The organism is Bradyrhizobium sp. WSM1417 (assembly GCF_000515415.1).
Lineage (GTDB): Bacteria > Pseudomonadota > Alphaproteobacteria > Rhizobiales > Xanthobacteraceae > Bradyrhizobium.
Genome location: NZ_KI911783.1, coordinates 6,085,129 through 6,099,586 on the forward strand (window position 1 = coordinate 6,085,129; position 14,458 = coordinate 6,099,586).

Annotated in this window: 11 protein-coding genes; 7 read left to right on the plus strand and 4 right to left on the minus strand. The window is 65.5% G+C overall.

Annotated elements, in window-relative coordinates:
- Window positions 1-52 precede the first annotated feature (52 nt).
- Window positions 53-640 (minus strand): hypothetical protein, encoded by a 588-nt coding sequence (locus BRA1417_RS0130000; protein ID WP_027518948.1) that lies wholly within the window; start codon window positions 638-640, stop codon window positions 53-55.
- A gap of 79 nt (window positions 641-719) precedes the next feature.
- On the opposite strand from BRA1417_RS0130000, the gene BRA1417_RS0130005 reads away from it, so the two are divergent.
- On the plus strand, window positions 720-1,154 hold the full coding sequence (locus BRA1417_RS0130005) for a hypothetical protein (RefSeq protein ID WP_027518949.1): 435 nt from the start codon (window positions 720-722) through the stop codon (window positions 1,152-1,154).
- Window positions 1,155-1,156: 2 nt separating this feature from the next.
- Here BRA1417_RS0130005 and BRA1417_RS0130010 read toward each other — a convergent pair whose 3' ends face one another.
- From BRA1417_RS0130010 to BRA1417_RS0130020, 3 genes are all read right to left on the minus strand, one after another.
- Complete coding sequence (locus BRA1417_RS0130010; protein ID WP_027518950.1) at window positions 1,157-3,556, minus strand: EAL domain-containing protein; 2,400 nt, start codon at window positions 3,554-3,556, stop codon at window positions 1,157-1,159.
- A gap of 112 nt (window positions 3,557-3,668) precedes the next feature.
- Entirely contained in the window at window positions 3,669-5,078 is a 1,410-nt protein-coding gene (locus tag BRA1417_RS0130015) for an MFS transporter (protein WP_027518951.1), read from the minus strand.
- Between the two features lie 159 nt (window positions 5,079-5,237).
- Window positions 5,238-5,744, minus strand: coding sequence for a ferritin-like domain-containing protein (locus BRA1417_RS0130020; protein ID WP_007612365.1), 507 nt, complete (start codon window positions 5,742-5,744; stop codon window positions 5,238-5,240).
- Window positions 5,745-6,167: 423 nt separating this feature from the next.
- Here BRA1417_RS0130020 and BRA1417_RS0130025 point away from each other — a divergent pair, with 423 nt between their 5' ends.
- From BRA1417_RS0130025 to gudD, 6 genes are all read left to right on the plus strand, one after another.
- Complete coding sequence (locus tag BRA1417_RS0130025; protein WP_027518952.1) at window positions 6,168-7,250, plus strand: YbhN family protein; 1,083 nt, start codon at window positions 6,168-6,170, stop codon at window positions 7,248-7,250.
- A 154-nt stretch (window positions 7,251-7,404) separates the two neighbouring features.
- Complete coding sequence (locus tag BRA1417_RS0130035) at window positions 7,405-9,357, plus strand: hypothetical protein (protein WP_027518953.1); 1,953 nt, start codon at window positions 7,405-7,407, stop codon at window positions 9,355-9,357.
- 271 nt (window positions 9,358-9,628) lie between these two features.
- Complete coding sequence (locus BRA1417_RS0130040; RefSeq protein ID WP_027518954.1) at window positions 9,629-10,981, plus strand: MFS transporter; 1,353 nt, start codon at window positions 9,629-9,631, stop codon at window positions 10,979-10,981.
- A gap of 122 nt (window positions 10,982-11,103) precedes the next feature.
- Window positions 11,104-12,009 (plus strand): LysR substrate-binding domain-containing protein, encoded by a 906-nt coding sequence (locus BRA1417_RS0130045; RefSeq protein WP_027518955.1) that lies wholly within the window; start codon window positions 11,104-11,106, stop codon window positions 12,007-12,009.
- 124 nt (window positions 12,010-12,133) lie between these two features.
- Entirely contained in the window at window positions 12,134-13,078 is a 945-nt protein-coding gene (gene kdgD / locus BRA1417_RS0130050) for a 5-dehydro-4-deoxyglucarate dehydratase (protein WP_027518956.1), read from the plus strand.
- Window positions 13,079-13,103: 25 nt separating this feature from the next.
- Complete coding sequence (gene gudD, locus BRA1417_RS0130055) at window positions 13,104-14,447, plus strand: glucarate dehydratase (protein WP_027518957.1); 1,344 nt, start codon at window positions 13,104-13,106, stop codon at window positions 14,445-14,447.
- Window positions 14,448-14,458: the final 11 nt, after the last annotated feature.

Here is a 14,458-nt window from a genome sequence, read left to right on the forward strand (position 1 = left end):
TGCGACACCGACGCAGGGGCGCGAAGTCACATTTGGTTGCGGCCCATTGCAGCTAGGGCAGCAAGGCGCTCGGCACGCGATCGAAGCTGTAGCTCCGCGGCTGGTTACGCCGCACGAAGCTGCCGATCTGCCAGGCGAACAGCGCTGCAAAACCGATGATGAACAGCGCGCCGGCGAATTCGCCGATCGCAAGCGCCCGGACCAGGAGCCCCGTCATCGCCACCGCAAGCACCGCAAGAAAAGCCAGCATCGTCGCGTAGGTCCTGCGGCCAAGGCCCGCGGTCAACTCGGCGCGGCTGCCGGCCTGCGCCATGCGCGCGTGCAACGCGACGATGAAATTGCGAAAACCATTGTCCTGCGGCGCCATCAGGGCCGCGGTCTGCCAGCTCGTCGAGAGGATCGCAATGCGGCCGCCACTGGCATGGCTGACATCGGCGCGAAAGCGGTGCTGCTGCATCGACACGGGGCGGAACGACAGCCGGATTGCACTGATCTCGTCATAACGCCACACCGAGCTACGGCCGGCGATGTGCCAGGACAGCCCCTGCTCCGTCAGCTCGAAGCGATGCGCCGAGCCGATCAGCGACGCCTTGTAGGCATAGCTCGCGCCCGCAGCCGCCTCAGCTCCCAAATCCTGCATCGTCACAATCGATCCAATCCGGGCGATCCAGTCTGCGATCCGCTTGCGTGAGCGCCCTGCCCCATCCTACAAGCGGGACATGGCTGAGACGATTTTTTTTCCGCGCCGCCTGATACTCGGCGCCGCCGTGATCTCCGGCGTGCTGCTCGCTCTCGCGGTGCACATGCTGGGCGCGCGCTACGGGCTCGACCTCGGCGGCCTCTGGCACTCGGACACCCACGAGTTCATACCGGCGGGCGCGGCGATCGCCTGGTGGCTGATCGCCTCCGTCGGCTTCTCCGGCGGCTATTTCACGGCGACCTTGATGCAGAGCGCCGTCTCGGGCCAGATCCCGCCGCGGATGCGGCAATTCCTGATCGCAGTCGGCGTGCTGCTGCTTGCGGGCGCGGGCCAGGTGGCCTCGGCGCCGAGCCCGGTGCCGACGGTCTCGGGCGTGCTGGCGGGGATTGCCGCGCTGGGCCTCGGTGCCGTGATGGCGTTCTGCGGCGCGCATTTCGCACTGCGCCGCGGCTGACCTCAGGCGGTCGCGCGCAACGGCGGCCGGTCCAGCATGATCGCGACATCGGAAGCGGGCCGCGGCTTGCTGAACAGATAGCCCTGCGCCTGGGTGCAGCCTTCGCGCCGGAGCAGCTCGAGTTGCCCGTCGTTCTCAACCCCCTCTGCCGTGGTGACGATGCCGAGGCTGCGGCCGAGGCCAGTCACGGCACGGATGATGGCCATGGAATCCTCGCGCGTCGCGAGTTCCGACACGAAGGAGCGGTCGATCTTGATCTTGTCGAACGGGAAGCTGCGCAGATAACTCAGGGACGAATAGCCGGTGCCGAAATCGTCGAGCGAGATGCGCACGCCCATTGCGCGCAGCTCGTGCAGGGTGGTCAGCGTCGCCTCGCTGTTCTGCAGCAGCACGGATTCGGTGATTTCGAGTTCGAGGCGGCGCGCGTCGAAGCCCGACAACGTCAACGCCTCGGTCACGGATGCGATCAGATTTGGGTTCCTGAACTGCACGGGCGACAGGTTGACCGCGACGTCGACATCGTCAGGCCAGGTGGCGGCGTCGGTGCAGGCGGAGCGTAGCACGAAATCGCCGAGATGGATGATGAGCCCGGTCTCCTCGGCCAATGGAATGAAGCTGAGGGGCGCGATCAGGCCGCGCTGCGGATGATTCCAGCGCAGCAGCGCCTCGAACGCGACGACGCGACCGCTGGCGACGTCGCGGATCGGCTGGTAGTACGGCTGGAACTCGTCACGTTGCAGCGCCGCGCGCATATCCATCTCCAGCAGACGCCGTGCTTGTGCGCGCGCATCCATGCCGGTCTCGAAGAACCGATAGGTGCCGCGGCCGTCAGCCTTGGCGCGATACAGCGCGAGGTCGGCGTTCTTCAACAGCTCGTCGGGATTGTCGCCGTCCTGCGGGGATAGCGAGATGCCGATCGAGACACCGATGATGATCTGATGGTCGTCGATCTCGTAAGGCGCCGAGATCACCTCGACCAGGCGGCCGGCAAGGGACCTTGCCGCGGTTTCCTCCGAACGTCCGATCTGGACCACGGCGAACTCGTCGCCACCGAGCCGCGCCACGGTGTCGCTCTCGCCGACAGTGGCCTTCAGCCTGCGCCCGACCTCCTTGAGCAGCGCGTCGCCGATGGGGTGGCCGAGCGAGTCGTTGATGTCCTTGAAGTGATCGAGATCGAGACAAAGCACCGCGAGTTGGTCGCCCGATGTGGTCCGTCGCAGTCCCTGCACGAGCTGCTCGTGGAACAGCACACGGTTCGGCAGGCTGGTGAGCGCGTCATGGCGGGCCATGTGCGAGATCTTGGCCTGGGCCTCCAGCCATTCGGTAATATCCTCGAAGGTCGCGACCCAGCCGCCACCCTGCATCGGCTGGTTGACGACCCGGATGGAGCGGCCGAACCTGGTCACGATGTCGGTCGTGGTGCGGCTCTCGCGCGCGTCGGCGACGAGGCGCGCGAAGAATTCGCCGGCATCGCCCTGCCACTGGCCCTTCGCCTGCTCCTCCCGCAGCACGTCGACCAGCAGTCGGCCGGTGAGCAGGATGTCGGTGCGGCCAAGCATCGCAGCATAACGCTCGTTGAACAGGATGATCTTGCCGTCCGCATCAAACATGCACAGTCCCTGCGACATGTTCTCGAGCGCGGTATCCAGCACGACCTGCTGGCGGCCCAATTCGCCCTTGGCGCGGCGGTCGAGCAGTGCGGCCACCAGCGCAATCGCGATGATCGCGACCGCGGCACCCGCGGTGAAGAAGGACAACGAGGCCGGCGGGATCGATAACCCGCTGGTCGCGAGCGTCGGATCCGGCGTCAGAACGACGGCGCCCATTGCGGTAAAATGATGTGCGACGATGGCGACCGTCAGCAGTGTGCTCGCGGTCAGCGCATGGAAGAGGTCGTCGCGCCGCGCAGCGACGAACAGCGCGAGCGCCGCGAAAACAATTCCGAACAGCACCGAAGCGGCAACCGTGCTCCCGATCCAGTCGACCCGTGCCGGCATCTCCAGCGCCGCCATTCCGGTATAATGCATCGTCGCGACCGCGGCGCCGACGATGGCACCGCCGAGCACGATCCACGGCGCGCGCGCGGAGGATGCCGCCAGACTCAGCCCCACGAAGGTTAAGGAGATCGCGAAGATCAGCGAAAGGATCGTCACCGGGATGTTGTAGGCGCCGGCACCGCCCGGCCCGTAGGCGAGCATCGCAATGAAATGCGTCGCCCAGATGCCGCAGCCGCTGACGGCGGCATCCAGGGCGATCCAGACCAGGCGCCCGGAGCCGTGCGTCGCGCGCGCCCGGTGAAACAGGCTGATCGCCGCCGCGCTTGCGAGCAGGCACACCGCGCCGCCAAGCGCGACGAGCCGCCAGTCGTGCTCCTCGGTGAGACAGTAGAGAACTTGATGCATTGCGGGCCCCTATCGACCCACACTTGAACCGACAGAGATGGACAGTCGGTAACCGGCTACGTGCCTGTTTCGGGGATGGTGAACGGAAGCTGTGTGCATTCGCTCGGATTGTTCATCCGCGCGCCGGCGCGCCGAGGCCGATCACGGCGGCGGCGAGCAGCAGCACGGCCGCCGACACGACCAGCGACAGGTGCAGGCCGGTCATGAACGCGCCCTCCGAGGCCACCAGCGAACCGAACAGCGCAACGCCGAGCACGCTGCCGGTTTGCCGCGTCGCGTTCAGGACGCCGGCCGCGATGCCGGAGCGCGCCTTCTCGACGCTGCCCAGCAGGGTCGAGGTCAGCGGCGGCACCAGCAGCCCAAGTCCGCTGCTGATCGCGATCATCTGCGCAAAGATCGCCCAATAGCTCGTGCCGGCTTCGATCCAGAGCAGGCCAACGCAACCGAGCGCCGACACGCAGGCACCGACGACGATGGTCGGGCACGCCCCGATACGCTCGGCCAGGCGCGGCGCCAGCAGATTGACCGGAAGCACCACGCCCATCATGGGCACGAAGGCGAGACCGGTCCACCACGCCGACAGGCCGTTGATCCTCTGGAAGTACAGGCTGAGCACGAAGATCAGGCCATAGATCGCGACGTTGACGAGCAGGCCGACGAGCGAGGTCAGCGCGAACAGCCGGTGGCCGAACAGCGACAGCGGCAACATCGGCTGTGCCGCACGGCTCTCGCGCCAGACGAAGAGCACGGCGAGAATTGCGGCTGCGACGAAGGCCGCGACCACGGCTGGATGGTCCCAGCCAAGCGCGCCACCTTCGATGATCGCGCCGGCGAGCGCCCCCAGCGCACCAATTGCCGCGAGCTGGCCCGGCAGATCGATCTCGCGCGAGCGCGCCCGCGTGGTTTCGCTGGCGTAACGCCAGCTCAACCACAGGCCAACGAGCCCGACCGGCAGATTGACCAGGAAGATCGCGCGCCAGCCGACCAGCGTGATCAGCGCGCCGCCGACGAAGGGGCCGGCAGTGAGCGCGAGGCTCGCACCGGCGGCCCAGATCGCAACGGCGCGGCCGCGCGCGCGGTCGTCCGGATAGGCATGATTGAGCAGGGCAAGAGAGTTCGGCACCAGGATCGCCGCCGCCAGCCCCTGGATCAGCCGCGCTGCGATCAGGGCAGCCGCATTGGGCGACAATGCGCAGGCGAGCGAGGCCGCGGTGAAGATGGCAAACCCCGCCATGAAGACGCGCTTGGCGCCGATCCGGTCGCCGAGCGCGCCGGCCGTCAGGATGAAGGCGGCAAAGGCAATGGTGTAGGCGCTGACAACCCATTGCAGCTCGGCGACGCCGCCGCCGAGCGTCCTGCCCATCGCGTCGAGCGCGGTGTTGACGATGGTGACGTCGAGCTGCACCACGCCATAGCCTAGGCTCATCGCGGCAAGGGTGAGGGACGTTGCGAGGCGGGAGCCGGCATGCGCCGCGCCGGCTCCGAAGGCTTCATATTTGAATTTGGCGGTGCTTACTCGCATGCTGCCACCTCGGTTGCAGCCCCATGCGAACGATACGCTTGCAGCCCCTCATCATGTTACGACAAGGATCGAATGATGGATGCTTGACGGATGCGTCATGTGCGAGCGTCGCGCGGACGACCGCGCGACGCTCTCTGCTGATCCTGGCTACGCCTGGTCCTAGCTGGCCGCGCGCAGATTCACCTTGCTCTCGGCGATCGTGGTCAGCTTCTTGTCGGTGGCCTTCTCCTCCTCGAGCGTCTTGGCGAGGACGCTGGCGCAGTCGTTCCGGCCGAGTTGCTTGGCCCAGGCGATCAGGCTGCCGTAGCGGACGATCTCGTAATGCTCCGCCGCCTGTGCCGCGTTGATCAGCGCGGCGTCGAGCACCGCCTTGTCGGCGACTTCGCCGGCGGTCTCGTCGGCTTCCTCGATGATGCCGTCGATCGCGGGGCAATCGACCGCCTTCACCTGCGCACCGTGCATCTTGAACACTTCCTCGAGCCGCTTGACGTGCTCCCTGGTTTCTTCAAGGTGCGTCAAAAAGCCCTGCTTCAGCTGCGGATCGGTCGCCTTATCCGCCATTTTCGGCAGAGCCTTGGTGAGCTGCTGCTCGGCGTAGTAGATGTCCTGGAGCTGATGCACGAACAGGTCGTTCATGGTTTTGATGTCTTTTGTGAACAATCCCATCGGTCCGATCCTCTCGGGTTGTGGGAACACGGAGGCACCGGCTCGCAGGAGGAGCCGGTTATTCCGCCATGTTCGATTGCTGATGCGGCACTAACGAGCGCGCGGCATCGTCGTTCCAAAAAAGCCCGCATCTCTTGCTGAACAATGCCGGCCATGCAGGATCTGAGACTATGTCACGGACGGACGCGACCGATCCCACGACTCATATGCTTAACGCGCGTCCGATGTGAACCGCGTATGACAAAGTCGCTGGTCCAAGCTGGTCCAAGGCAGAACCTATCCTTGTCAAGGGCTGCACAAGTCACTGTTTTTGCCTTAAATGAGCTACATCATGCCTAGCGATCCAAGCCCACATCGGGCACTGATCGCATCCGACCAGCCAATGTCTGGCCTGGTCGGTCTTGCCCCCCGCCGGGAGGATGAATGCACGGACTGCTGACCGCGCTGAAGCGCGGCTTCAAGAGATGGATCGGCTGGCGGCGACTCGGCGTTGCGGCGAGCGTCTTCATCATTGCGTTCGCGATCACCACGCTGGTACGGACGCTCAAGGGCATCGACACCGGGGTCATCCTGACCGCGCTGACCGAGATCCCCCGCGGTAACATCGGGCTGGCGGCGATCTGCGTATGCTTCGCGTTCTGTACGCTGACCTTCTACGATTTTTTTGCACTGCGAACGATCGGCAAGAAGCACGTGCCCTATCGCATCGCAGCGCTCTCCAGCTTCACATCGTATTCGATCGGCCACAATATCGGTGCCACCGTCTTCACCGGCGGCGCGATCCGCTTCCGGATCTATTCGGATTACGGGCTGAATGCGATCGACGTCGCAAAAATCTGCTTCCTGTCGGGCCTGACCTTCTGGCTCGGTAACATCTTCGTGCTCTCGATCGGCATGGCCATCCATCCGGATGCCGCCTCCTACATGGATCAGCTGCCGTCGTCGATCAACCGGCTGATTGCGATCGGCGGCCTCGCCTCGATCGGCGCGTATCTGGTCTGGCTGTGCATGGGCGAGAAGCGCCGCGAACTCGGCCAGAAGGGCTGGAAGGTGGTGCTGCCGTCAGCGCCGCTGACGCTTGTGCAGATCCTGATCGGCGTCGTCGATCTCGGATTCTGCGCGCTGGCGATGTACCTTCTGGTGCCGGCCACGCCGCAGATCGACTTCCTGTCGCTCTCCGTGGTGTTCATTCTGGCGACATTGCTCGGCTTTGCCAGCCACGCCCCCGGTTCGCTCGGCGTGTTCGACGCCGCCATGCTGGTGGCGCTGCCGGAGTTCGGCCGCGAGCAGCTTCTGGCCACGCTCCTTGTCTTCCGCATTCTCTATTTCGTGATCCCGTTCGGACTGGCCATCTCCATCATGGGCACACGCGAGCTCTGGATGAATGTGGTGGAGCCCTGGCAGGAGCGCCGAAGGCTGGCGGAGGCCTGCGCGCAGGCCAACCTGCCCAAGCAGGTGGCGGCGATGGAGCGCGAGCGGTCGCTGCGGCAGGCCAGCAAACGCTGAGCATGATCCGGAAAGCTGCGAAGCAGTTTCCCGAAAAGATCATGCGCCAACGATCGTCCGCTAGACGCCGGCCGACAAAACCGTCAGACCGATGTTGCAGGCGGAGAGCAGCTCTCTTATTTCCGCCTCAACTTTGCCGTTGAAAATGCGGGCCATGATCCCTGTATCACTTCGCCGTTTCCTCGCTTGTGCCCTGCTGCTCGCCGGGCTCCTGACCGCCTTGCCGCTGAAACAGGCGGCCGCGCAGGACGCGGGCGCAATGCAGATCAGCTGGGAGGTACGCAACCGCTTCCGGCTGTTCCGCGAGGAGCGCGACTTCCTGCTCCATGTCGAGAACGCGCGTAACCGCAGCATCCTCGCCGCCGAGCAATCGCTGGAGCTCCAGAGCGAGGGCCGCGGCTGGGCCCGCAACATGGTCAACCGGCTCTGCATCGACCTCCAGGGCCGGGTCAACCAGCCCTGCACCCGCGACAACACGAAGGAAAACTACCTCACCCCCCTCGACCATCCCGTCACTGTGCGCCTCGCCGGCGCGGTGCCGGTCGGCGCCACCTGCGCCTGGTCGTTCGACGACGGCGACGGGCCGCAACAATCCACCTTCGACTGCGCCGAGCCGATCAATCTGCGGGTCCGCTACGGCAAGCAGACGGTCGCGAGCGTCGACGTCTCCTCCGGCTCCGATCCGACCCAGCGGGTCCAGACCGAGATCCAGGTCCGCGACATCTTCGTCGCTGGTCTCGGAGACAGCATCGCCTCGGGCGAAGGCAATCCGGACCGGCCGCTGGCGCTGTCGGACGAAGGTTTTTGCTTCCGCTCCTATCTGGGCACCGCGGGCGCGCAGTATTACCGGCCGAGTCGCGCCGGCTTCAAGGGCGGCCGCGCCTGCGAAGCGCCCGATACGCTTGCCAACTGGCAGCGCTACAGCGCGCTCTGGTTCAACTCGCCCTGCCACCGATCGCTCTACAGCTACCAGGCCCGCACCGCGCTGGCGCTCGCGGTACGCTACACCCACGTCGCGGTAACCTTTCTGCCGCTCGCCTGCACCGGCGCCAGCATCAGCGACGGGCTGCTCGGCTCGCAGCGCGCCCGCGAATGCCCGCCCGGCAAGACCGGCGTCTGCAACATCAGCGTGAACGCGCAGGTCGCCGAGCTGCGCGAGGCGCTCACCGCCGCCAGGAAACGCCAGCCCGAGCGCACGCTCGACCTCGTGCTGCTCTCGGTCGGCGCCAACGACGTCTATTTCTCGGGCCTCGTCGCCGACGTGATCGTCGAGACCGCAACCGAGCGCGCGATATTCCGGCGCTCCGGCGTGATGGCGAGCGTCGATGATTCCCGCGATGCGCTGGCGCGCGAGCTGCCGCAGAATTTCGTCAAGCTGCGCGAGGCGCTGAAGCCGCTGGTCGGCGGCGACCTCTCGCACGTGGTCTACGTCTCCTACGCCAACCCGGCGCTCGCCGACGGCGGCGTGCCCTGCCGCGGCGGCCGCGCCGGCTTCGACATCCATCCGTCCTTCAACGCCGATCCGCAGCGCCTCGCCCGCGTCTCGACCTTCGTCGACACCGAATTCCTGCCGCAACTGAAGGGACTCGCCACCTGCACCCGCGGCGCGCTGTGCCGCGATCCCGAGGCCGACCGCATGACCTTCGTGGATTCGCATCAGGCGGCGTTCGCCGATCACGGCTTCTGCGCGCATTCGGGCAACGATCCCGAATTCGACCGCACCTGCTTTGCCGAGAACGGCCAGAGCTTCAATCCCGACATCGTGAGCGCGGCGAGCCAGCCGATGCTGTGCGGCCGCGGCGCCTCCGAATTCCGCGCCTATCTGCCGCGCGCGCGCTGGATCCGCGACGCCAATGACAGCTATTTCGCCGCGATGACCTATCCGCAAGGCTTGCCGGCAGCAAGCCAGCCGACCGACATCCACGACGCGACCTGGGGCGTGCTCTCCGCCGTCTATGGCGGCGCCGTGCATCCGAGCGCCGAAGGCCACGCCGCGATGGCGGACGCGGCACTGCCGGCCGCAAGCGCCGTGCTGGGGCTGGATGCGGCACCGCCGGGCGTGACACGCGGGCTGCTCGCGCCGCTGCTGCCGGGCGCGCGGCAGTAGACCGCAAAGCGGGCTCTCTCCACATCGTCATTGCGAGCGCAGCGAAGCAATCCAAAGTCTTTCCGCGGTGGAATTCTGGATTGCTTCGCTGCGCTCGCAATGACGAGATTGGGGCTCACGTCTCGGCACTCTCTCACAATCGTTCCTCCCACCTGCCGTTCCATCCATCCAAAAACGGCATCGATCGATACTGCCTTGAACTTGGACACTCTGCCGCGCGCACCTCTAGGAGTCGAAGGGGGAAACGTTTCGAGTTCTAAGGAGGCGCGCAATGAGCGCAGTGATGTCCGCAGCGGACGTGAGAAGGTCTCGCGTCAGGCTGTTCATCGTGACCATGCTGTTCCTGGTCACGACCGTCAATTATGCCGATCGCGCCACGCTGTCGATCGCGGGCCCCGCGCTCTCCAAGGAGCTGCATCTCGATCCCGTCGCGATGGGCTACATCTTCTCGGCTTTCGGCTGGTCCTATGTGGTCGCGCAGGTGCCGGGCGGCTGGCTGCTCGACCGCTACGGCTCCCGCCTCGTCTATGCCTTCAGCATCATCGTCTGGTCGCTGTTCACGACGCTGCAGGGCTGGGTCGGCTTCTTCAGCGCCGGCACCGCGATCACCGTGCTGTTCGGACTGCGCTTCCTGGTCGGTATCGCCGAAGCGCCCTCGTTCCCCGCCAATGCTCGCATCGTCGCGGCCTGGTTTCCGAGCAACGAGCGCGGGACCGCGTCGGCCTTCTTCAATTCCGGACAGTATTTCGCAACAGTGATTTTCGCGCCGCTGATGGGCTGGATCGCGCATGATTACGGCTGGCGCTACGTGTTCTTCGTGATGGGCGCGCTCGGAATCATCATGGGCCTGGTCTGGATCAAGACCGTCTACGGGCCGAAAGAGCACCCCGGCGTCAACGAGGCCGAATTCGACTACATCAAGGACGGCGGCGCGCTGGTCGATCTCGACGCGCCAAGAGACGATCTGAAGCAAGAGCGCGCGCCCGAGGCCGGCTCCGGGTGGGACCACATCCGCCAGCTGCTCTCCAACCGCATGATGCTCGGCGTCTATCTCGGCCAGTATTGCATCAACACGCTGACCTATTTCTTCCTGACCTGGTTCCCGGTCTACCTCGTCAAGGAGCGCGGCCTGTCGATCCTGCAAGCCGGCTTCGTCGCGACGCTGCCGGCGCTGTGCGGATTCATCGGCGGCGTGCTTGGCGGCGTCATTTCCGACGCCATCCTGCGCAAGACCGGCTCGCTGACGATGGCGCGCAAGATCCCGATCGTCGGCGGCATGCTGCTGTCGATGTCGATCATCGCCTGCAACTATGTCGACGGCCAGGCGCTGGTAGTCGGCTTCATGGCGCTCGCCTTCTTCGGCAAGGGCATCGGCGCGCTCGGCTGGGCTGTCGTCTCAGACACCTCGCCGAAGGAAGCCGGCGGCGTCTCGGGCGGCCTGTTCAACACCTTCGGCAACCTCTCCTCGATCAGCACCCCGATCGTGATCGGCTACATCCTGGCCGCGACCGGCTCGTTCAACGGCGCGCTGATATTCGTCGGCGGCAATGCGCTGGTGGCCGCATTCGCTTATCTCGTGGTTGTCGGCAAGATCGAGCGCGTGGTGCTCAAACGTTCCTCCTGAGGGCTCCCATGGGAGCTTGACCAGGCAACTTAACGGCGGCTTCACGGCCGCCGTCTTTGTTTTGGGAGTAATCGATGCTAGAAGCGCCGGGGAAACGCCTTATCCATCTAAGGCATGTATCGATGTTCGACCTCAATCAGCTCCGCTGTTTCGTCACGGTGGCGGAGGAATTGCATTTCGGCCGCGCCGCCGCGCGGCTGAACATGACCCAGCCGCCGCTGTCCCGGCAGATCCAGGTGCTCGAGCACATCATCGATGCGCCGCTGCTGGAGCGTACCAGCCGCTCGGTGCGCCTGACGCCGGCCGGCCGCAGCTTCCTGCCGGAAGCGCGGCGCATCCTGAAGCTTGCGGAAAGCGCCTCGCAGGTCGCCCGCCGTATCGCGCTGGGCAAGTCCGGCTCGCTGAAGATCGGCTTCACCGCGGCTGCCGCCTACGGCTTCCTCCCCGAGCTGGTCGCCGCCTGCCGCGCCAAGCTGCCCGAGGTGGACTTCTCACTGAAGGAGATGGTGTCGGGCGACCAATTCGAGGCGCTGACCTCGGGCCAGATCGATGCCGGCCTGCTCAGGCCCCCGATCGCGCGCCCCGAAATCGCCAGCCGCCGTGTCGTCGCCGAGCCCCTGCTCGCCGCGATCCCGAAAAAGCATCCGCTGGCGAATGCCGAGACCATCACGATCAAGGATTTCGACAACCAGCCCTTCGTGATGTATTCGCCCTATGAGAGCCGCTACTTTCACGACGTGCTGGTGGCGCTGTTCACCCGCGCCGACATCCTGCCGCGCTATGTCCAGCACCTGAGCCAGATCCACTCGATCCTCGCCATGGTGCGCGCCGGCCTCGGCCTCGCCATCGTGCCGGCGGCGGCGGCGAGCCTGAAGATCGCGGACGTCCGCCTGCGGCCGCTGAAGCTGCGCACCCGCGTCCCGGTCGAGCTGTTCATGGTCTGGCGACGCGACGACGAAAATCCGCTGCTATCGGCCCTCGTCAAGATCGCGAGCGAATTGTCCTCGGCGGAGGTGATGGAAGATTGATGCTGATTTCGCATCGGTCGATATAGGCTTTGGCTTGGACCCGCATCGAACGGTCTCCTAAACCACGGCGCATGGACGCGCAGCCTTTGCGTCCTCCACAACACGAGACCAGGGAGCAGCGCCCATGAGCAAGATGACCCCGCAGGAAATGGCCCAGAAGATCGGATCCGGCCTGCTGTCTTTCCCCGTCACGCCATTCAAGGCGGACTACTCCTTCGACGAGACGACCTACCGCGCCAACATGGACTGGCTCTGCGGCTATGACGTCGCAGGCCTGTTCGCCGCCGGCGGTACCGGCGAGTTCTTCTCGCTGACGGCGGCCGAGGTTCCGCAGGTCGTCAAGATCGCCGTCGACGAGACCAAGGGCCGCGTTCCCGTTCTCGCCGGCACCGGCTACGGCACCGCCACCGCGCGCGAGATCGCGATCGGCGCAGAGAAGGCCGGCGCCGACGGCTTGTTGCTGCTGCCGCCTTATCTCACCCATGCCGAGCAGGACGGCCTCGCCGCCCACGTGGAAGCGATCTGCGCCTCCGTGAAGATCGGCGTCATCGTCTACAACCGCGACAACGCCATCCTCCAGCCCGATACGCTCGCCCGCCTCGCGGAACGCTGCCCGAACCTCGTCGGCTACAAGGACGGCATCGGCGACATCGAGCTGATGACCCGCGTCTACACCAAGCTCGGCGACCGCCTGACCTATATCGGTGGCCTGCCGACCGCGGAGACCTTCGCGCTGCCCTATCTCGACATGGGCGTGACCACCTACTCCTCGGCGGTGTTCAACTTCGTTCCGGAATTCGCCACCAACTTCTACGCCGCCGTGCGCAAGCGCGACCACGCGACGATCCACGCCGGTCTGAAGGACTTCATCCTGCCGCTGATCGCGATCCGCAACCGCAAGAAGGGCTATGCGGTCTCGATCATCAAGGCCGGCATGAAGGTGATCGGCCGCGATTCCGGCCCGGTCCGCCCGCCGCTGACCGATCTCACCGAGCAGGAGATCGCGGAAGTCACGGCGCTGGTGAAAAATCTGCCCGCCATCCGATCGTCACAACAGGCTGCAGAATAACGGACGACACAGGGAGGAGCCTGCGATGGCCAAGACCGAGATCACTGGCGCACCGGTCGTCACCGCCATGCAGGTGATCCCGGTCGCGGGCCGTGACAGCATGCTCCTCAATCTGAGCGGCGCGCATGCGCCGTTCTTCACCCGCAACATCGTCATCCTCACCGACAATGCTGGTCACACCGGCGTCGGCGAGGTGCCTGGCGGGCAGAAGATCTGGCAGACGCTGCAAGACGCCCGTGATCTCGTGATCGGCAAGACCGTCGGCGCGATGAACAACATCCTCGCCGATATCAGGACCGCCTTCGCCGATCGCGATGCTGGCGGCCGCGGCAAGCAGACTTTCGATCTCCGCGTCATGATCCACGCCGTCACGGCCGTGGAGTCGGCGCTGCTCGATCTGCTCGGTCAGCATCTCAACCTGCCCGTCGCAGCCCTGCTCGGCGAAGGCCAGCAGCGCAACAGCGTCGAGACCCTCGGCTATCTCTTCTTCGTCGGCGACCGGCGCAAAACCAAGCTCGACTATGTCAGCGGCGAGACCGGCAAGAGCGAATGGTTCAACCTCCGCCATCAGGAGGCGATGACGCCGGACACCGTGGTGCGGCTCGCGGAAGCCACCCACGACCATTACGGCTTCGCCGATTTCAAGCTCAAGGGCGGCGTGCTGCGCGGCGAGCAGGAGATCGAGGCCGTCACCGCAATCGCCAAGCGCTTTCCGAATGCGCGGGTGACCCTGGATCCGAACGGCGCATGGTCGCTCGACGAGGCCGTCAGCCTCTGCAAGGACATGCACGGCATCCTCGCCTATGCCGAGGACCCCTGCGGCGCCGAAGGCGGCTTCTCCGGCCGTGAGATCATGGCCGAGTTCCGCCGTGCAACGGGCCTGCCGACCGCGACCAACATGATCGCGACCGATTGGCGGCAACTCTCTCATGCATTGCGTCTCGGCGCAGTGGACATTCCGCTGGCCGATCCCCATTTCTGGACCATGCAAGGCTCGGTGCGCGTGGCTCAGACCTGCCGCGACAACGGCCTGACCTGGGGTTCGCACTCCAACAACCATTTCGACATCTCGCTCGCCATGTTCACCCATGTCGGCGCCGCCGCCCCCGGCAAGGTCACTGCGATCGACACACACTGGATCTGGCAGGACGGTCAGGCCCTGACCAAGGAGCCGCTCCAGATCAAGGCCGGCAAGATCGCCGTGCCGGATAGGCCGGGCCTGGGTATCGAAATCGACAGGGCCGCCATCGACGCCGCGCATGACCTTTACAAGCAGCATGGACTCGGCGCCCGTGATGACGCTATTGCCATGCAGGACCTGATCCCCGGCTGGACCTTCGACGACAAGCGTCCCTGCCTGGTTCGTTAAAAACTCTGGAG

Bases quoted from the DNA above. Each gene is read 5' to 3' on its own strand.
- BRA1417_RS0130000 (WP_027518948.1), bottom strand. From the start codon at position 640: ATGCAGGATTTGGGAGCTGAGGCGGCTGCGGGCGCGAGCTATGCCTAC.
- BRA1417_RS0130005 (WP_027518949.1), top strand. From the start codon at position 720: ATGGCTGAGACGATTTTTTTTCCGCGCCGCCTGATACTCGGCGCCGCC.
- BRA1417_RS0130010 (WP_027518950.1), bottom strand. From the start codon at position 3,556: ATGCATCAAGTTCTCTACTGTCTCACCGAGGAGCACGACTGGCGGCTC.
- BRA1417_RS0130015 (WP_027518951.1), bottom strand. From the start codon at position 5,078: ATGCGAGTAAGCACCGCCAAATTCAAATATGAAGCCTTCGGAGCCGGC.
- BRA1417_RS0130020 (WP_007612365.1), bottom strand. From the start codon at position 5,744: ATGGGATTGTTCACAAAAGACATCAAAACCATGAACGACCTGTTCGTG.
- BRA1417_RS0130025 (WP_027518952.1), top strand. From the start codon at position 6,168: ATGCACGGACTGCTGACCGCGCTGAAGCGCGGCTTCAAGAGATGGATC.
- BRA1417_RS0130035 (WP_027518953.1), top strand. From the start codon at position 7,405: ATGATCCCTGTATCACTTCGCCGTTTCCTCGCTTGTGCCCTGCTGCTC.
- BRA1417_RS0130040 (WP_027518954.1), top strand. From the start codon at position 9,629: ATGAGCGCAGTGATGTCCGCAGCGGACGTGAGAAGGTCTCGCGTCAGG.
- BRA1417_RS0130045 (WP_027518955.1), top strand. From the start codon at position 11,104: ATGTTCGACCTCAATCAGCTCCGCTGTTTCGTCACGGTGGCGGAGGAA.
- kdgD (WP_027518956.1), top strand. From the start codon at position 12,134: ATGAGCAAGATGACCCCGCAGGAAATGGCCCAGAAGATCGGATCCGGC.
- gudD (WP_027518957.1), top strand. From the start codon at position 13,104: ATGGCCAAGACCGAGATCACTGGCGCACCGGTCGTCACCGCCATGCAG.